Annotated in this window: 13 protein-coding genes; 7 read left to right on the plus strand and 6 right to left on the minus strand. The window is 60.4% G+C overall.

From position 1 onward, the window contains the following. Positions 1–20: 20 nt before the first annotated feature. Both AC1Q8Q_RS03110 and AC1Q8Q_RS03115 read right to left on the minus strand, forming a co-directional pair. On the minus strand, positions 21–1,502 hold the full coding sequence (locus tag AC1Q8Q_RS03110) for a hypothetical protein (RefSeq protein ID WP_033043565.1): 1,482 nt from the start codon (positions 1,500–1,502) through the stop codon (positions 21–23). Positions 1,503–2,070: 568 nt separating this feature from the next. Beyond that, a complete protein-coding gene (locus AC1Q8Q_RS03115) occupies positions 2,071–3,093 on the minus strand; it encodes a zinc-dependent alcohol dehydrogenase family protein (RefSeq protein ID WP_020797108.1) in 1,023 nt (340 codons plus the stop codon). A gap of 269 nt (positions 3,094–3,362) precedes the next feature. Between AC1Q8Q_RS03115 and AC1Q8Q_RS03120 the strand changes: the two genes are divergently transcribed. The 4 genes from AC1Q8Q_RS03120 to AC1Q8Q_RS03135 all read left to right on the plus strand — a co-directional run bounded on the left by AC1Q8Q_RS03120 (position 3,363) and on the right by AC1Q8Q_RS03135 (position 10,498). Then, positions 3,363–4,280, plus strand: a complete 918-nt coding sequence (locus tag AC1Q8Q_RS03120; protein ID WP_020797109.1) for a LysR family transcriptional regulator — start codon at positions 3,363–3,365, stop codon at positions 4,278–4,280. A 312-nt stretch (positions 4,281–4,592) separates the two neighbouring features. Continuing rightward, entirely contained in the window at positions 4,593–5,846 is a 1,254-nt protein-coding gene (mexE, locus tag AC1Q8Q_RS03125) for a multidrug efflux RND transporter periplasmic adaptor subunit MexE (RefSeq protein ID WP_020797110.1), read from the plus strand. Positions 5,847–5,861: 15 nt separating this feature from the next. Next, positions 5,862–9,038 (plus strand): efflux RND transporter permease subunit, encoded by a 3,177-nt coding sequence (locus AC1Q8Q_RS03130; protein ID WP_020797111.1) that lies wholly within the window; start codon positions 5,862–5,864, stop codon positions 9,036–9,038. Continuing rightward, on the plus strand, positions 9,038–10,498 hold the full coding sequence (locus AC1Q8Q_RS03135) for an efflux transporter outer membrane subunit (protein WP_168758193.1): 1,461 nt from the start codon (positions 9,038–9,040) through the stop codon (positions 10,496–10,498). Before AC1Q8Q_RS03130 ends, AC1Q8Q_RS03135 begins: the two co-directional genes overlap by 1 nt. A 218-nt stretch (positions 10,499–10,716) precedes the next feature. On the opposite strand, the gene AC1Q8Q_RS03140 is transcribed toward AC1Q8Q_RS03135, so the two are convergent. Genes AC1Q8Q_RS03140 through AC1Q8Q_RS03150 form a run of 3 tightly spaced genes read right to left on the minus strand, consistent with a single transcriptional unit; the run spans position 10,717 to position 14,012 of the window. After that, positions 10,717–11,682 (minus strand): HlyD family secretion protein, encoded by a 966-nt coding sequence (locus tag AC1Q8Q_RS03140; protein ID WP_020797113.1) that lies wholly within the window; start codon positions 11,680–11,682, stop codon positions 10,717–10,719. 4 nt (positions 11,683–11,686) lie between these two features. Next, positions 11,687–11,887, minus strand: a complete 201-nt coding sequence (locus AC1Q8Q_RS03145; protein WP_008061285.1) for a DUF1656 domain-containing protein — start codon at positions 11,885–11,887, stop codon at positions 11,687–11,689. Continuing rightward, positions 11,877–14,012, minus strand: a complete 2,136-nt coding sequence (locus AC1Q8Q_RS03150) for an FUSC family protein (protein ID WP_492614850.1) — start codon at positions 14,010–14,012, stop codon at positions 11,877–11,879. The genes AC1Q8Q_RS03145 and AC1Q8Q_RS03150 overlap by 11 nt, the downstream gene beginning before the upstream one ends. Positions 14,013–14,159: 147 nt before the next feature. Here AC1Q8Q_RS03150 and AC1Q8Q_RS03155 point away from each other — a divergent pair, with 147 nt between their 5' ends. The 3 genes from AC1Q8Q_RS03155 (at position 14,160) to AC1Q8Q_RS03165 (ending at position 18,610) form a co-directional block, all read left to right on the plus strand. After that, a complete protein-coding gene (locus AC1Q8Q_RS03155) occupies positions 14,160–15,215 on the plus strand; it encodes a tetratricopeptide repeat protein (protein WP_083349153.1) in 1,056 nt (351 codons plus the stop codon). A 225-nt stretch (positions 15,216–15,440) separates the two neighbouring features. Then, complete coding sequence (locus AC1Q8Q_RS03160) at positions 15,441–16,943, plus strand: ATPase domain-containing protein (RefSeq protein WP_168758197.1); 1,503 nt, start codon at positions 15,441–15,443, stop codon at positions 16,941–16,943. Beyond that, positions 16,940–18,610 (plus strand): ATP-binding protein, encoded by a 1,671-nt coding sequence (locus tag AC1Q8Q_RS03165; RefSeq protein WP_168758198.1) that lies wholly within the window; start codon positions 16,940–16,942, stop codon positions 18,608–18,610. Before AC1Q8Q_RS03160 ends, AC1Q8Q_RS03165 begins: the two co-directional genes overlap by 4 nt. A 119-nt stretch (positions 18,611–18,729) precedes the next feature. Here AC1Q8Q_RS03165 and AC1Q8Q_RS03170 read toward each other — a convergent pair whose 3' ends face one another. After that, positions 18,730–19,107 (minus strand): response regulator, encoded by a 378-nt coding sequence (locus AC1Q8Q_RS03170; RefSeq protein ID WP_020797118.1) that lies wholly within the window; start codon positions 19,105–19,107, stop codon positions 18,730–18,732. Positions 19,108–19,174: the final 67 nt, after the last annotated feature.

Below are 19,174 nucleotides of genomic sequence, written 5' to 3' on the forward strand. Positions count from 1 at the left end.
GGCCGGCAACATGCGCATGTTCAACGCCCTGCCGACCGTTCACCGGTCATCGACGCCTCGTCGCTTGCCTGCTCGGGTTCCGAGACAGGGCTGTGGGGCGGGCTCATCGACGTGGCCTCCTGCACCAACGGTTCCATGCGATACAACTTGCCGACCAGGCTGACAGGCAGGCCGCTGACATCGACTATCCACTGCAGGATCTGCTCCGCCACTGGATGCCCCTGCATGGCCCGATGCAACTCGGGCAAGGCCACGAGCATGCCCGGGTGACATTGGCGCAGGAAGCGCTCCAGTGACGCACCTTGCCCGATAAAAGGCGCAAACAGCAGGCACACCCATTGTGCCTCGTTCAGGCCAAGGCTCTGATAAGCCTCGTCGGCGATCAGTGCGCGCTGGCCGGCCAGCTTGTAGGGGTTGCCATATGCGCCGTCTGCCCGTTCACATAAGCGTTCCGATAGCTGGTTACGCCGCATCATCACCAAGGCGCGCTGCAGGTAGTGTGTAACACCTGCCAAGTACGTGCTGCCCTGGACGAAGCAGGATTGCAAACCCCGCAAGTGCGCCGAGACCGCCACACTGACATATTGATTTTCACCAAGATGAGCTGCCAGCTCATCGGGCTGATACCCGAGAAACTCGGTCAGTATCGGCCAACGCTCTTCAAGCTGGCTGACCAGCACGTCGTGGATATCGATGTAGGTCGTGCGGCGACAGGCCTCAAACTGTTCTGCCGGACGCCAGGCCTCCTGGCCGTAGCCTTCATAAAAGGCCTGATAACAGTCGCTGCCGAACTCATCAAGCAACATGAACAACCCGCCGTAATCCGCCGCCTCATGACGGTTCGACGATGCCAGACCAGCCTTGGCGGCCGCGCGCTTGAGCCCTTCGATGAACCGCTTCTGCTGGCGCGGTGAGTCGCCACTGACCAAGGCATCGACGCCATTGTTCCAGCGGGCGATCTGACCATGGAACTCGCCAGTGGCCAGGAAACTGTCGTCCCACAGCTCAAGCGGTCCGTCCACGACGCCACGATGGCCGATCAGTAGCAGGTTCATGCGGTTGGATTCACGTGCGGCGCGCGAGACCGGCGCGCGGTGATCGAACGCCAGCACTTCCCTGTTATCAACCATCAGCACATCGACCCGGGGATCGTCGTAGATGAACAAGGCGTTGTAGCTTCGATGGATGTTATCCAGTGCCAGCTGGCTCATGCCATTGAGCCGCAGGGTCGCCAAGCGCAGCTTGAATGTCGTGGGCGCGCGGGTGGCGATTGTCAACTGTGCGGCTCGCAGCAGTGCCAGGGTGTAGCAACTGTCCCGCGATCCGCACTGGACCACCAATACCTTGTAATTACCTATTCGATCCATTCCTCCGGCAGCCACAGCCAGGCGCTGGATCAACAACTGCAAAGCCGTGCGCTCGGCTCGTGAAAAAAAACTCAACAAGCGTTGCAGCACTTGTTGATAGACATTATTCATCGCCTGATCATGTATATGGCTCATTTCTATTTACCTGATATTCAAAAGTTCGACACAACGCAAACAACTTCACGCATAGCGCAAGGAATGCCCGAAGAGAGATTAATTACTGAACTTTATTACCAAATGCTAACAATAAAGTTTTTTGTCATCATTTGAAATAATAGATCACTGCAAGCCTGATAGGCCCGCAAGGACTGGCGCACAGTAGCTTGGCAGGGGTTTGTTGCGATTGCCTTCGGGATCCTAGGAAATTTCCGACAGCGTCCCACAGACATTTAATACAAAAAATGAGGAAAGTAGCTTCTCGTAATAATGTGCCGACCACGCAGAAAATCACTAGTTGTCGAACATGCGTCAACGACGCGCACTGAAAAGTGTCGGCAAGATACCTGGCCATGACTCATTCCTTGAGATGAAAGTAATCATGCAATTATCAGTACTTGGATGTTGATTAGAAGCTACAGATCGAGAGCAAAAACCGGTTCAGTTGCTGAACCGATCCACCTACAGGCCGGTGGAACGTCTCATGTGGGGAGGCAAAGCGCTAAAAACGCAAGAGTCCGTGCAGGCACGGACTCTTTTGCAGGGGTCAAGCAGGTTCGACTTGCAGCGCAACCCTTTCGCGGCATGGACATTCGTCCATGTAGCGGTGCGCTTCGACAAACTCGGCGAATGGGAAAACCCGGGTCTTGAGCGGCAGCAACACGCGATCGGCGGTCAGCTGGTTGATGTCACGCAAGGCACGTTGCAGCGCGACCTGGTCCTGGATGATGCCCAGTTCCGGCTTGCCGGTGAAATTGCCGATGCAGTGCACGAAGAACTGAATGTTCTTCTGGAACGCCGCACACGCCGGGAATGGTGTCTGGTTACCGCCCTGCAGGCCGTACAGCACCAGGCTGCCGCGGGGCGCCAGGACATCACCGAGCAACGACATCTGTGGGCCACCCAAACCATCGAACACCACATCCACACCGCGGTTGTCGGTGATCTTGTTGATGCGCATCAACAGGTCTTCTTCCTCGGTGACGATGACTTTCTCGGCACCCAACGACAGCAGGTATTCACGTTCCTCCGCGGTTTTGGTCGCGGCGATCACTCGTACGCCCAAGGCTTTGCCCAGTTGCACGAACGAAGGGCCGGCGCAGTGGCTGGCGTCGGTGACCAGGGCGAATTGCCCCGGTTTGACCCGCGCCAGGTCGACATAACCAAAATAGGCAATCAACAGCGGCGTGTAATGCACGCTGGCTTCAATCGGGCTGAGCACGTCCGGGTAACGCGTTACCGACGAACGCGGCAGAACGATCAGTTCGCCGTAGACCGGATAATCGTTGGGGCTTTGGGCCGGGAAACTGGCAACCTTGTCACCGACCTCCAGGTCATCGACACCCTCACCGACGGCTGTGACGACACCGGCCATTTCCTGGCCGATACCGGCAGGCAGACGGGCGTGGGATGACGCCAGGTTTTGGCGCCAGAGGGTGTCATACCAGCTGATGCCAATGGCTTCGACGCGCACCTGCACTTCGCCCGGAGCAGGCAGAGCCGCCGCATGCTCTTCGCATTTGAGCACCTCGGCTGGACCAAACTTGTGAAAACGGATCGTGCGGGACATCGCAAACCTCGCCAATTGAACCTCTAATGCCTTGAACTCTAGCTGGGCTTTTAACCCAACACTATCAGTGGCTATTAATAGTCGACATGCCTGTCATTGATTCCGCAGCTGCAGCAACCTCGTCAAATGTCGTAGGAAACCAGAGCAGCCGATGTGGGAAAAATGAATTACTCGGTGCAGAGTACCAGCCTTTCCCCGTAATATTCCTGCTGGCCATTGTTCCCATATGGCCGCTCACGTCAAGTTTGCTGACTCTGCCAGGACTCAAGATGAATCGTAATGACCTGCGTCGTGTCGACCTGAACCTGTTGATCGTGTTCGAAACCCTGATGCACGAACGCAGTGTGACCCGCGCCGCGGAGAAGCTGTTCCTCGGCCAGCCCGCCATCAGTGCGGCGCTCTCGCGCTTGCGCGGGCTGTTCGACGACCCGTTGTTCGTGCGCACCGGCCGCAGCATGGAGCCGTCCGCACGCGCGGTCGAGATCTTCGCCCTACTCTCCCCGGCTCTGGATTCGATTTCCACCGCCGTCAGCCGTGCCGCCGAATTCGACCCCGCCACCAGCACCGCAGTATTTCGCATCGGGCTGTCGGACGACGTCGAATTCGCCCTGCTGCCCATGCTGCTCAAGCGCCTGCGCGCCGAATCGCCGGGGATCGTGCTGGTGGTGCGACGGGTCAACTACATATTGATGCCCAATTTGCTGGCCTCCGGAGAAATCTCCATTGGCGTCAGCTACACCACTGACCTGCCAGCCAATGCCAAGCGCAAAGTATTGCGCCGCAGTTCGCCAAAACTGTTGCGCGCCGACACCGTGCCCGGGCCCTTGAGCCTGGACGACTTCTGCGCGCGACCCCATGCACTGGTGTCGTTCGCCGGTGACCTGAGCGGCTTTATCGATGAAGAACTGGAAAAGCTCGGGCGCAAACGTCATGTGGTGCTGGCAGTGCCGCAATTCAACGGGCTGGGCACGCTGTTGAGCGGCACCGACATTGTGGCCACCGTGCCTGACTATACGGCCGATGCACTGACGGCAGCCGGCGGTGTGCGGGCTGAAGATCCACCGCTGCCAGTGCGCAGCTTTGAATTGCACATGGCTTGGCGCGGTTCCCAGGACAATGATCCGGGGGAGCGTTGGTTGAGATCGCGGATTCAGATGTTTTTTGGAGATCCGGATAGTCTGGCCTGATCCGATTGATTTATCGAGGCTGATAGACTCTTCGCGAGCAGGCTCGCTCCCACGGCATTGCTTAAATCTAATGTGGGAGCGAGCCTGCTCGCGAATGGCCGCGACTCGATCCAAAGCAGACCATTGCCAATCTGGAAACACACAATTGCCATCAACCGGGTTGATCACCGCCTGACGCAAGGCGCAGGCTAGAGAGCTGCCCGGCTCTCTCCTATCATTCCGAATGATAGTTACCTTCGCCCCATTCGATTCGTGCGATACAACCCTGCCGAGCATCATTCGCCAATCTTAAATACATTGGCGGATGCATCCATGGAACAGTCACTCAAACATTTGCGCTTGCCGTTGGCCGTGTTGGCCGTAGTGGTGATGAGCGCTTGCGGCAAGACGCCAGAGACTGCCGCTACCCCTTCCGCGGCCAAGGTCAGCGTGGCCAAGGTGCTTGAGCAACCGGTCAACGAATGGGACGAATTCACCGGCCGCCTTGAAGCGCCGGAAACCGTAGAGATTCGTCCACGGGTATCGGGCCAGATCGATGAAGTGACGTTCACTGAAGGCGCCCTGGTCAAGAAAGGCGACCTGCTGTTCCAGATCGATCCGCGTCCGTTCCAGGCCGAGGTCCGTCGCCTCGAGGCCTTGGTGGCCCAGGCCCGCGCCAACGCCACCCGCAGCGAAAACGAAGCCCAGCGTGGCGAACGCCTGCGCACCAGCAATGCGATTTCCGCCGAGCTGGCCGATTCGCGCACCAGTGCTGCCCAAGAGGCTCGTGCCGCGGTCGGCGCCCTGCAAGCGCAGCTTGATCTGGCCAAATTGAACCTGAGTTTCACCCGCGTCACCGCCCCTATCAGCGGTCGCGTCAGCCGTGCGCAAATCACCGCCGGCAACCTGGTGACGGCGGACACCACCCCGCTGACCAGCGTGGTTTCCACCGACAAGGTCTACGCCTACTTCGATGCCGACGAGCGCGTGTTCCTCAAGTACACGCAGCTCGCCCGCCAGGGCAAACGCGGCGCCACCACCCCGGTGTACATGGGCCTGTCCAATGAAGACGGCAATCCGCACCTGGGCCAGATGAACTTCGTCGACAACCAGGTCAACCCGAAAACCGGCACCATCCGTGGTCGGGCCGTATTCGACAACAGCGACGGCAGTTACACCCCTGGCCTTTACGCTCGCCTGAAACTGGTGGGCAGCGGCACCTACAACGCCATGTTGATCAACGATGAGGCGGTGGGCACGGACCTGGGCAAGAAGTTTGTGCTGGTGATGGATGCTGACAACAACACGGCTTATCGCGCCGTGGAGCTGGGGCCCAAAATCGAAGGCTTGCGCATCGTGCGTAACGGCCTGAACACGGGCGACACCATCATCGTCAAGGGCTTGCAGCGGGTACGCCCGGGTTCGCCGGTCACCCCTGAAGTGATCCCGATGGCCAGCGAGCAAACCCTCGCTGCCCTGGCCCAACAACGACAAGCGCTGGAAGCCAGCAACCTGCCCCAAGTCGCCCCTGCCAGGGTTGCGCCGGGTGCGGTTGTGAAAGTGGCTGCTGCGACCCCACGCGGTTAAGGGATAACGACTCCGATGAATTTTTCCCAATTTTTCATTTCACGGCCGATCTTCGCCGCGGTGCTGTCGCTGCTAATCCTGATCGCCGGTGCCATCTCGCTGTTCCAGCTGCCGATCAGCGAATACCCGGAAGTGGTGCCACCGACCGTTGTGGTCCGTGCCAACTTCCCGGGTGCAAACCCCAAAGTCATCGGTGAAACCGTGGCCGCTCCCCTGGAGCAAGCGATCACCGGCGTCGAGAACATGCTGTACATGTCCTCGCAGTCGACTGCCGACGGCAAGATCACCCTGACTATCACCTTCGCCCTGGGCACGGACCTGGACAACGCCCAGGTGCAGGTGCAGAACCGCGTGACCCGCACCGAGCCGAAACTTCCCGAGGAAGTGACGCGCATTGGTATCACGGTGGACAAGGCATCGCCCGACCTGACGATGGTCGTGCACTTGACCTCGCCGGACAAACGCTACGACATGCTGTATCTGTCCAACTACGCGATCCTCAATATCAAGGATGAGCTGGCGCGCCTGGGCGGTGTCGGTGATGTGCAGCTGTTCGGCATGGGCGACTATTCGCTGCGCGTGTGGCTCGATCCGAACAAGACCGCTTCGCGCAACCTGACCGCCACCGACGTGGTAACCGCCATCCGTGAACAGAACCGCCAGGTGGCTGCCGGTGCCTTGGGTGCGCCACCTGCGCCGAATGCGCAAAGCTTCCAGTTGTCGGTCAACACTCAGGGCCGCTTGGTCAATGAGGAAGAGTTCGAGAACATCATCATTCGCTCCGGCGACGATGGTGAAATCACTCGCCTCAAAGACATCGCTCGCGTTGAACTGGGCTCCAGCCAATACGCCCTGCGTTCGCTGCTGAACAACCAGCCGGCGGTGGCGATCCCGATCTTCCAGCGCCCTGGCTCCAATGCTATTGAGATCTCCAACGAAGTTCGGGCGAAAATGGCCGAGCTGAAGAAGAACTTCCCGGAAGGCATGGATTTCAGCATCGTCTATGACCCGACGATTTTCGTGCGCGGCTCCATCGAGGCGGTGGTCCACACCCTGTTCGAAGCGCTGATCCTCGTGGTGCTGGTGGTGATCCTGTTCCTGCAGACCTGGCGCGCCTCGATCATTCCGCTGGTGGCGGTGCCGGTCTCGCTGATCGGTACCTTTGCCGTGATGCATCTATTCGGCTTCTCGTTGAACGCGTTGTCGCTGTTTGGCCTGGTGTTGGCGATTGGTATCGTGGTGGACGATGCGATCGTGGTGGTGGAAAACGTCGAGCGTAATATCGAGCTCGGGCTGACCCCGGTCGAAGCCACCAAGCGCGCCATGCGTGAAGTGACCGGCCCCATCATTGCCACGGCGCTGGTGCTGTGTGCGGTGTTTGTTCCGGCAGCGTTCATCTCCGGCTTGACCGGCCAGTTCTACAAGCAGTTCGCCCTGACCATCGCAATTTCGACGGTGATCTCGGCCTTCAACTCCCTGACCCTGTCGCCCGCCCTGGCCGCTGTGTTGCTCAAGGGTCATGACGCGCCGAAAGACCGTTTCTCCAAGGTCCTGGACAAGCTGTTCGGCGGCTGGTTGTTCCGTCCGTTCAACCGCTTCTTTGAAAAAGCCAGCCATGGTTATGTCGGCACCGTTGCCCGCGTGATCCGCTCCAGCGGCATCGCCCTGCTGCTGTACGCCGGCCTGATGGTGCTGACGTTCTTCGGTTTCTCCAGCACCCCGACCGGTTTCGTACCCGGCCAGGACAAGCAATACCTGGTGGCGTTCGCTCAATTGCCGGATGCGGCGAGCCTGGACCGCACCGAAGACGTGATCAAGCGCATGTCCGACCTGGCCCTTAAACAGCCTGGCGTGGAAAGTGCGGTGGCCTTCCCTGGCCTGTCGATCAACGGTTTCACCAACAGCCCGAACGCCGGCATCGTGTTCGTGACCCTCAAGCCGTTCGATGAGCGCAAAGACCCGAGCATGTCCGCCGGCGCGATTGCCGGTGCCTTGAACGGGCAGTTCGCCGGGATCCAGGAAGCCTACATGGCGATCTTCCCGCCGCCACCGGTACAAGGCCTGGGCACCATCGGCGGTTTCCGCCTGCAGATCGAAGACCGGGGCAACCTGGGCTACGAAGAGCTGTACAAGGAAACCATGAACATCATCGCCAAGAGCCACAACGTTCCGGAACTGGCCGGGTTGTTCACCAGTTACACGGTGAACGTGCCCCAGGTCGATGCCGCCATCGACCGGGAGAAAGCCAAGACCCACGGCGTGGCCGTCAGCGACATCTTCGACACCCTGCAGATCTACCTGGGTTCGCTGTATGCCAACGACTTCAACCGTTTCGGTCGAACCTATCAGGTCAACGTTCAGGCCGAACAACAGTTCCGCCTCGAATCCGACCAGATCGGCCAACTCAAGGTGCGCAACAACAGGGGCGAGATGATCCCGCTGGCGACCTTCATCAAGGTCAGTGACACCTCGGGCCCCGATCGTGTGATGCACTACAACGGCTTCATCACCGCTGAAATCAACGGTGCCGCAGCCCCCGGCTACAGCTCCGGCCAGGCGGAAAAAGCCATCGAGAAACTGCTCAAGGAAGAACTGCCCAACGGCATGACCTACGAATGGACCGACCTGACTTACCAGCAGATCCTGTCCGGCAACACCGCGCTGTTCGTGTTCCCGCTCTGCGTACTGCTGGCATTCCTGGTGCTGGCGGCCCAATACGAAAGCTGGAGCCTGCCACTGGCGGTGATCCTGATCGTCCCGATGACCCTGCTGTCGGCCATTACCGGCGTGATTGCTTCGGGAGGCGACAACAACATCTTCACCCAGATCGGCTTGATCGTACTGGTGGGACTGGCCTGTAAGAACGCGATCCTGATCGTCGAGTTTGCCAAGGATAAACAGCTCGAAGGCATGAATCCGCTGGCGGCGGTACTGGAAGCCTGCCGTCTGCGTCTGCGGCCAATCCTGATGACCTCCTTTGCGTTCATCATGGGTGTGGTACCCCTGGTGTTCTCCAGCGGCGCCGGTGCCGAGATGCGTCACGCCATGGGTGTGGCGGTGTTCTCCGGGATGCTCGGGGTGACCTTCTTCGGCCTGCTGCTGACACCGGTGTTCTACGTATTGATTCGCAACTTTGTCGAGCGTGGTCAAGCGCGCAAAGCCGCCCGTGCCCTGAAGCTGGAGTCGCATTGATGAGTTTGAAAGCTTTCCTGCCGAGCCTGCTGGTACTGGCGCTGAGCGCCTGTGCCGTCGGCCCGGACTATAAAACCCAAGCCCTTGAACCGGCCAACATCACCGCGGCCACGCCGGGCGCAGCCGGCCAGAAGGACTTCGACCGTTCGCGTTTCGAAGGCATCTGGTGGCAGCAGTTCGAAGACCCGACCCTCAACCAGTTGGTGACCGAGTCCCTCAAGGGCAACCGTGATCTGCGCGTCGCCTTCGCTCGCTGGAAGGCGGCCCGGGCGATCCGCGATGACGTCAGCAATGACGCCATGCCGACGATCACCAGCCGGGTCAGCAGTGACTTGGGCAAAGGGCAGATTCCTGGCGAGACCACCGACCGTGTCAACAGCGAACGCTATGACCTGGGGCTGGACATGGCCTGGGAGATCGACCTCTTTGGCCGCATCCAGCGCAACCTGGAATCGGCGGATGCCGAGCAACAGGCACTCGAGGCTGATCTGTACCAGTTGCAAGTGACCATGATTGCCGAACTGGTGGACGCCTATGGCCAGCTTCGCGGTGCACAACTGCGGGAAAAAATTGCCCTGGCTAACCTGAACAACCAGCAGGAGTCGCGCAAGATCACCATCAGCCTTCGGGATGCCGGCGTCGGCGACCAGCTTGATGTGGAACGTGCCGATGCGCGCCTGGCTTCGGTCGAAGCCAGCGTGCCGCAATTGCAGGCCGAGCAGGTGCGACAGAAAAACCGTATCGCCACCCTGCTGGGCCAGCGCCCGGACAAGTTGACCGTGGACCTGGGCCCGAAAGACTTGCCGGCGATTGCCAAGGCCTTGCCGATCGGTGATCCCGCCGAGTTGTTGCAACGCCGTCCGGACATCCTCAGCGCCGAGCGCAAACTGGCGTCGGCCACGGCGCGCATTGGCGTGGCGAAAGCCGACTTGTTTCCACGGGTGAGCCTCAGCGGCTTCCTCGGCTGGACCGCCGGACGTGGCTCGCAGATCGGTTCCTCGGCGGCCAACGCCTGGGCACTGGGCCCGAGCATCACCTGGGCGGCGTTTGACCTGGGCAGTGTAAAGGCCCGCATACGCGGCGCCGACGCCGATGCCGAAGGCGCCCTGGCGACTTACGAGCAGCAAGTGTTGCTGGCCCTGGAAGAGTCGGAAAACGCCTTTAGCGACTACGGCAAACGCCAGCAGCGACTGATTTCGCTGATTCGCCAGAGCGAATCGAGCCGTTCAGCCGCCGACCTCGCCGAAATCCGCTACCGCGAGGGCACCGCCGACTTCCTCGTGCTGCTCGATGCCCAGCGTGAACGCCTGGCGGCCGAAGACACCCAGGCCCAGGCCGAAGTCGACCTGTACCGCGGCATCGTGGCGATCTACAAGGCCCTCGGTGGCGGCTGGCAACCAGAGACGGTTGTAGGAGCGAGCATGCTCGCGAAAAACCCGAGGGCGCCGTTGGGCACCTGATTTAACGCATTGTCGTCGGAACGCCGCCCCGAGCAATACAGAGCTCCTTTGGTTGGCCGCAACCAACCAATTTTTTGCCCCGCGCCCCATTCGGTCGCGGGGCTTTTTTTACCCATCCAGCAGACAACACCCCACTGTAGGAGCTGCCGAAGGCTGCGATCTTTTGATCTTGCTTTTCAAAATCAAAAGATCGCAGCCTTCGGCAGCTCCTACAGGGGTCAGCGGTGATCTTGGGCGTTGTGGTTCTCCCGAACCGTCACGGTAGCCGTTGTACCGGCGCGCAATTTGTCTCTACGGGCATAGTCTTCGTCGATTTTGATCCGCACCGGCACCCGCTGCGCCAACTTGACCCAGGTGTAGCTGGGGTTGATGTTCGCCAGCAAGCGGCCGCCCGGCAGGTTTTCCCGGTCGGCAATGGCAAAGGCGATGCTTTGCACAGTGCCACCGAAACGTTCGCCGCTCATCAGCTCGATGTCGACCCGATCACCCTCTCCGATTCGCGGCAGTTTGGTTTCTTCGAAATAGCCGCTGACGTAAAACGAATCGCTGTCCACCAGGGCCACAAGCGGACCGCCAGCGGTAGCGTAGTCGCCCTGGCGGGTCAAAAGGTTGGTGACGTAGCCGCTGATCGGCGATACGACACGGGTGCGTTCCAGGTCGTGTTCGGCCTCGGCCAGTGCGGCGATCGCCAGTTGCACATTGGCCTGGGCAAACCCCAGGTTGGCCTGGTTGCGCAGCAAATCGGCCTGGGCCACCGAGACATCGGTGCTGGATTTTTCCCACTCTTCGCCAGAAATCGCCGAGCGCTCCTTGAGGGTCCGCCGGCGCCGCTCCTCGCTCTGGCGCTGCTTGAGCAGGGCCTGGCTGGCGACGATGGTTGCCTCGGACTGCCCCAGCGAGGCCTTCGCCACTTCCACCGAACGCTTGGCGTGCTCGACCGCCAGGGCGTAGCGTGAAGGATCTATTTCCAGCAGCAACTGGTCCTTCTGCACATGCTGGTTATCCTGCACGCCGAGGCTGACGATGCGTCCCGCGACATCGGCGGACAAGGTCACCACATCGGCACGCACTCGTGCGTCGCGGGTCCAGGGTGCACGGGTGTAGTGCTCCCAGGCAAACCAGCCGAGCACGAAAGCCAGCACCACTACCGCCACCGTGGTGAGATGGGCAAGGATCTTCTTCACGGCATCAGGCTCCCATCACCAGGATCAACGTCGCGCACACGCAGACGTACAACGCGCCTTCGAACAAGGCTTCATGCCAGACGAACTGCAACACCCCGAGACGCCGCAGGATCCAGTCCAGCACCAGGAAAACCGGTACCCCCAGCAGCAACGCCTGGGCGATCGGTGGCAGGTAGACGCCGCCTATTTCCAGATCAATGGGCAAGCTCGGGTACTCCTTGCAAGGTGGCGGGTTCGAAGTGGCGACGGTGGCGTTCCAGGAATGACACCACGATCAACAGCGCCACGCGCATGCGAAACACCGACCAGAGGTGTTCATGAACACTGGAATGCAGCGCGTCCAGGTCATCGCCCAAGGCGTGCAGGCTGTCGAGCACGTGGTCCACTCCAATGTCGGGCCGACCGGCCACCAGCCTCCCGGTTTCGCGCACCGTGGCGAATAATCGACGTTGCAACCCCGGGCTGAGCAATGCGTTGTTCTGCCCCTGTTGCCGCAGTTGGTTCAAGGCGATGCCCAGCGCCATGCAACCCAGGCTGACGTCGAACAGGTCGCGCGATGGCTTGTCCTCGATGGCGGGCAACAGTCCCAGCATCATGGTCAGGCGGTCGACCATGCGACTCTCGAAGGCGAACTGGTTTTCATCGGTGGCCGGGGTTTTCAGCAAGGCGTAGACCTGCTCGCAGTTCTCCTTGAACAAGCGGCGAATCCGCAGCACAGGCCTGAAGGGGAAGATCAGGGCATAGACACTCAACGCCAGTGTCACGGCGCACACATAAGCGCCCGCAAACTCGAACCACTGGATGGCGCTGTTTTGGCCTGTGCCGGTGTTTTGCGGGCCCAACAACAGGCACGTCATCAACCCCAGGCCAATCCCCGTGCCCGTCGTGGCCGGGCTGGACAACCCCACGGCGACCGCATACAGCAAGGGCGCCAGCAGCAGCGCCAGGAGCTCGAAACTGCTGATCATCGGGACCAGCGCGAACTGCAGCACCGCCGACAGCACCAATGCCAGCGCCAGCCCCCGGGCATAGCTCTGGGCAGCCAGCAGTGGCCGGGGAAACGTCGCCATCAGCGAACACAGAATCCCCACCACGACCATCCCACCCCGCGCGCCATCCCATCCCGTTTCGATCCAGATCAACCCGGCTACCATCAGTGCGCAGTAAGCGCGGATGGCATTCATCGTCGCCAGGGTGAAGTCCAGGTGCAGAGGGTTGGCCTGGCCACGAAAAACGCTACTGGCCTTGCGCCCGCTCTGGATCACATCGCTCAACTCCAAAATCATTTCAAGCTGCTGCAGCATGCGCGCCTGCTCCCAGCGTAAGGACCAGGACAGCGAGCGCAAGGTGGCCTTCAAGGGCTCGATCAATTGCTCCGAGCGGTACGCCAGTGCATCGAAACGCTGTTGCAACGCAGCAAACTGGCGCCGCTGCTCACCAGGTATCGCGCGCCCCTGCCGGGCCAGTTCGTCGAGCAAGACCAGTTCTTCGGCGAGCAGTTGCTGTATTTCCTTGGGGAGCTCACCTTCCCAGCGTTCGAGCAACAGTTCGCGCTGGTGGCGCAAGGCGGTGAGTCTTGCCGTCAGCAGCACCAGTTGGTTGCCGAGCAATTGCACCAGGTCGTCGGCGCTGCGCAAGCGCGGCGCATCGTAATAGAGGTGCCGGCGCACACCCTCCAATGCGCTGATCTGCCCCAGCAACTGCATTTGCCGACGGTGGAAGTCTTCCTCGCTTTCCTCGGTACGAATAACGGCGCTGGCATGGGTTGCCAGCAGCTTGATCACCTGGTCGATCCTGTCGAAATACTCCTTGGCCACGGCTTCCGGGCGCGCGGTCAGCAGGCTCACGATGCAGACGCAGGCCACTGCCAGCAACGTCTCGGTCACGCGGGTCACGGCCAGCAGGAAGGTCCCGTCCTGATCGGGAACCGCCAAAAGTCCCACGACCACCGCCGTGTAGCCGCTGAGGACAAACGCCTGGGAACTGGTATAGCGCAACAAGGTGCCACCGGCGGTGCACAACGCCAGCCACAGCGACAAGGTCATGATGAAAGGCAGCGGCGCCTGGGGGAATAGCGCCATGATGACCACGGCCACTGCCGCTCCCAGGGTGGTTCCGATGACCTGACCGAAGCTGCGGGCCAGCACCATGCCGGCCAGGGGCTGGCTGATGATGACCACGGCCATGATCGACCACTTGGGCTGTTCGAGGTCGAATACGAACGCCAGATAGAGAGTCAACAGCCCGGCAGCGATGGTTCTCAAGGCGAACAGCAGCACCCCGCGCCCAGGGTTGAGCATCGCCTTGAAGTATTGCAGCAGCGCTTGCATGGGAATGCCTGTCCAATCCACTTCAGCAAGCGTAGTCATAGCCGCGAGGTCTGGACAGGTTTGAGTATCGCAGTCAGGGTTTGACTCCAGGCGCCGCCTGACCGAAGCTGACAGCTTTGCCAAAGCCTGTCAGCTTCCGGATTCTGCATGACCCAGTCCCGCCGCTATTTGCTCATCAGCCTCTGTGTCCTGTTTGCCATCGGCCTTGCCTGGATGTTCCTGCGCAGCAGCACCCCGGTAGTACCCGAAACGATCAAGCGCGGCTACAGCGAAGCACTGACGGCAGCCCGAAACGGCCAGCCGGGGGCCGCGCGGGTGCTCTACCAGCAACTGGCCCGCCCTGACATATCACCCAAGCGGCGCGTCTGGCTGCTGGCCGAACTGCCCAACTACCCCAGCTCCGTGGCGCTGAAACTGGCGGATGCAGACTTGCAGCATGAGGCGCCCGAGGTGCGTATCGCGGCGATCAAAAGCATCAGCGGGCTGGTGCCCAGCGGCCAGCGCAGCCTACTGCTGGGGCCCTTGCTCGATGACGGCGAACAGAGCGTGCGCCTGGCCGCCGTCAATGCGTTGCTGGGCCTGTCACCCGATGATCTTGGCCTGTATTTCGGCGCTCTGGAGCAGGCTGTCGACGCCTGGCAGGTGGTTCTGAAAGACGCCCCTGAAAGTGCCGACAATCAGTATCAGCTGGCGCGCCTGTACTTGCACAACGCGCAACTGAAAGAGGCACAACAGGCGCTCGAACACACCTTGCGTCTGGACCCGGGCAATCTGCCGGCGCTGGTGATGCAGATTGAGATACTGGACAAACAGGGCCAGAGCGACGCGGCCCGTCAATTGTTGGCCAAACAACTCAAGGCCCAGCCCGACTCGGCGTATCTGCAACATGCGCTGGGGCTCTGGTTGCTGCATCACGGCCAAAGCGAGTTCGCCCTGCTCGGATTGTCCAAGGCCGTGGAGCTTGAGCCGAACAACAAGGACTACCGCTACGACCTGGCCACCACGCTGCATGGCGAGCAGGAACTGGAAGCGGCGCAGAAACAGCTGCAGGAAATCGTCCAGCGCCACCCGAACGATCGCCGCGCACGGGTGTTGCTGATCAACTACTGGAAAGAAAGCGGGCAATTGCAGAACGTGCAGATATTGCTGGCGCAGCTGGAACAGATGAACCCGGATGATCCGGCCCTGCAGCAGGGGCTATAAAACAGATTACCGACGTAGGAGCCTTGCCGGCGAACCAGGCGCTGCGGTGTGTCTGTTGTACCGCGTTATCGTTCTTCGCGGGCAAGCCTCGCTCCTACGGTGCGAGTGCACACCCAACGCCTCTCAAAAAAGTTGAACGCTCCTCGCGGCCCAAGGTCAAGTGAACAGGCAGCTCGCCATCATCGGTCTGCTGCCTCGTTTCCCCTAGTCATGAGAGGGCATTTTTTGTCTACATCCAACGAGTTGATCAGCGTTAAAGCCGCCACAGGGATTACTGGTCTCGATGACATCCTCAATGGCGGACTGTCCCGCGGCCACGTGTTCTTGCTTGAGGGCGAACCCGGAACCGGCAAGACCACGGTCGCCTTGCACTTCTTGTTGGCCGGCGCCCAAGCCGGCGAACGCTCGTTGTACATCACCCTGTCCGAAACAGAACGCGAATTGCGCCAGGGTGCGCGCTCCCATGGCTGGGAGCTGGATGATAACGTCCATATCTTCGAACTGACGCCCCCCGAAAGCCTGCTGACCGCCGAGCACCAGCAATCGCTGTTGTACTCCTCGGACCTTGAATTGGGTGAGGCCACCAAACAGATTTTTGAAGTCGTCGAACGCGTCAAGCCGACCCGCGTCGTGCTCGACAGCCTCTCCGAGATTCGCCTGCTGGCGCAAAGCTCACTGCGATACCGTCGACAGATCCTCGCCATCAAGCATTATTTCGTGCGCTACGAAGCCACGGTGCTGCTGCTCGACGACCTGACCACCGAATCGCTGGACAAGACCGTGCACAGCGTGGCCCATGGAGTGGTTCGGCTGGAGGAACTGACGCCGAACTATGGCGCCGAGCGCCGGCGCGTTCGCGTGGTGAAATACCGTGGCCAGAAATACCGCGGCGGTTATCATGATTTCACCATCATGGGTGACGGCGTACACGTGTTCCCACGCCTGGTGGCCGCGGAGCACCGGGGTGCCTACCAGCGACAGCAGTTGACCAGCGGCATCCGCGAAATGGACGCGCTGCTCGGCGGTGGCGTCGAGACGGGCTCAAGCACGCTGATTCTCGGCCCGGCCGGCACCGGAAAATCCTTGATATCGATGATTTTCGCCGCCGCCGCCGTGGCCCGGGGCGAAAAGGCGGCTCTGTTCATCTTCGATGAAGAACTTGGCTTGCTGTTCGCTCGCATGAAGAAAATCGGCATCGACCTGAGTGCATTGCAAGCCACCGGCAACTTGCTGATCGAGCAAGTGGACGCCGCTGAACTCTCCCCCGGCGAATTTTCCCACCGGGTTCGTCGTTGCGTCGATGAAGGCGATATCAAGACCGTGGTAATCGACAGCATCAACGGCTATCAAGCGGCGATGCCGGAAGAGAACGCCCTGGTGCTGCACATGCACGAATTACTGCTGTACCTCAACCGCAAAGGCGCGGCGACGTTCATGACAGTCGCCCAGCATGGCCTGGTCGGTGACATGCAGGCCCCGGTAGACATCACGTACCTGGCCGATACGGTCATTCTGCTGCGCTACTTCGAAGCCCTGGGCAAGGTGCGGCGAGCCATTTCCATCATCAAAAAACGCACTGGCAGCCATGAATCGACCATCCGCGAATACAAAATCAGCACCAACGGCATGACCATCGGCGAACCGCTGGAAACGTTCCAGGGCGTATTGCGCGGAGTCCCGACCTATCTGGGTGCCAGCAACCCCCTGCTCGGGGATGAAGTCCCGTGACGGTCAATGAAGCGACGTCCGAGCGTGCGATCATTCTTGCCCCCTTGGGGCGGGACAGTCAGATCGCCTTGATGCTGCTCAATGAAGCGGGCTTCGGCGGAGTCGTCAGTACTGATCTGCCAGGGCTTTGCCTCGAAGTGGAGCAAGGGGCCGGCTTGTTGCTCATGTCTTCCGAAGCCTTGCTGAGCAGCGATCTCGAACCCCTGTTGAGCCTGATCGAGCAGCAACCGGCGTGGTCTGATTTGCCAATCGTATTGCTGACTCACCATGGTGGCCCGGAACATAATCCGGCGTCACGCTTTGGCCCCCTCCTGGGCAATGTCACGTTCCTCGAACGACCCTTCCACCCCGAAACATTGATCAGCCTGGTCGCCGCCGCCTTGCGCGGCCGAAGGCGACAATATGAGGCCAGGGATCGGCTGGTGGACTTGAGCATGAGCGAACTGCGCCTGCAAAACACCCTCGAGACCCTGGAGCAACAGGTTGAAGAGCGCACCGCACAACTGCGCCACAATGAGGAAGCACTGCGCCAGTCGCAAAAAATGGAAGCGGTAGGCCAACTCACCGGTGGCATTGCCCATGACTTCAACAACATGCTGACCGGCATCATCGGCAGCCTGGAGTTATTGCGCCGGCGACTGGCCCGGGGGCGCACAGAGGATCTGGACAGCCTGATCGACCTCGGCGTGACGTCGGCCAATCGTGCGGCGAGCCTGACTCATCGTCTGCTGGCATTTTCCCGTCGCCAGTCGCTCGACTCCAAGCCCGTGGAGATGAATAACCTGGTGGTCTCCATGGGCGAACTGTTGCAACGCAGCATCAATGAAAGCATTCACTTGGACATGCAGCTGAGCGATCAGCTATGGGTCGCCGAAGCCGACCCCAATCAACTGGAAAGCGCCCTGCTCAACCTGGTCATCAATGCCCGCGACGCCATGCCCGATGGTGGAAAACTGCTGGTGCAGACCTCGAACCGCCACCTGGACGCCGATTTCACCAAGCCCTACGGTAACCTCGCGCCAGGCGACTATGTGGTACTGAGCGTCACCGACAATGGCTGCGGTATGCCGCAAAGCACCATCAACCGGGCCTTCGACCCGTTCTTCACCACCAAGCCCATCGGCCAGGGCACCGGCCTGGGTTTGTCGATGATCTATGGTTTCAGCAAGCAATCGGGCGGGCATGTCGCCATTCAGAGTGAAGTCGGCGCAGGCACCACGGTGAACTTGTATTTACCGCGTTTTGGGGGTGACCTGCCCCAGGACAACCCGGTCAACATCGAACACGCTCCCTACGCGAAAAATGGCGAGACAGTGCTGATCGTCGAGGATGATCCGGCGGTGCGACTACTGGTCAGCAACGTGCTGGGAGATCTGGGGTATGCCTTTGTCGAGGCCAGCGATGCCGACAGTGCGATGCCGATCCTCGACTCGGTCCAACGCATCGACCTGCTGATCAGCGACGTCGGACTGCCCGGCATGAATGGTCGGCAACTGGCGGAAATCGGCCGGCAACTGCGGCCGGACCTGAGGGTCTTGTTCATTACCGGCTATGCCGAACATGCGGCGGTGCGCGGCGGGTTCCTCGATCCGGGCATGCAGATGATCACCAAGCCGTTTACCTTCGATCTGTTGACGGCGAAGGTGCAGGAGATGATTCGTGTCTGAACCCGCCGATGCGCAAGCGTCGAACACAACCATCCCCTGTAGGAGCTGCCGCAGGCTGCGATCTTTTGATCTTTAAAAGCAAGATCAAATGATCGCAGCCTGCGGCAGCTCCTACCCGATCAGGACAGCATGTCCTGCATCAGTTCCTGCAACGTGTCCAGATCGAATGGTTTCTCTAGAATCGGTGCCTTGCGAGTAATCGGGCTATCCGTCTCGCGAATTTCCTGGGCGTAGCCGCTGATGAAAATCACCTTGAGCTCAGGCCGTAGCTTCACCGCGGGCTCGGCGATCTGCACGCCAGAAATCCCGCCGGGCAGGCGAAAATCGGTGATCATCATGTCCAAGTGTGGCTTGCTGGCGAGGATCTCGAAGGCCTGCTCGCCGTTTTCGGCTTGCAGCACCCGGTAGCCCTCTCCCGACAGATAGGCCGACAGCACCATCAGGATTGAGGGATCGTCCTCGACGACGAGGACTACATCTTGTGCATCTTCACTCATGGGAAGCCTTTGTTCGGTCAATAGCTGCTGATACGACCCCGAGGTCGATCAGAGGTTGCGTTTATCG

The sequence above is a fragment of the Pseudomonas sp. GW823-FHT06B06 genome (assembly GCF_058795195.1).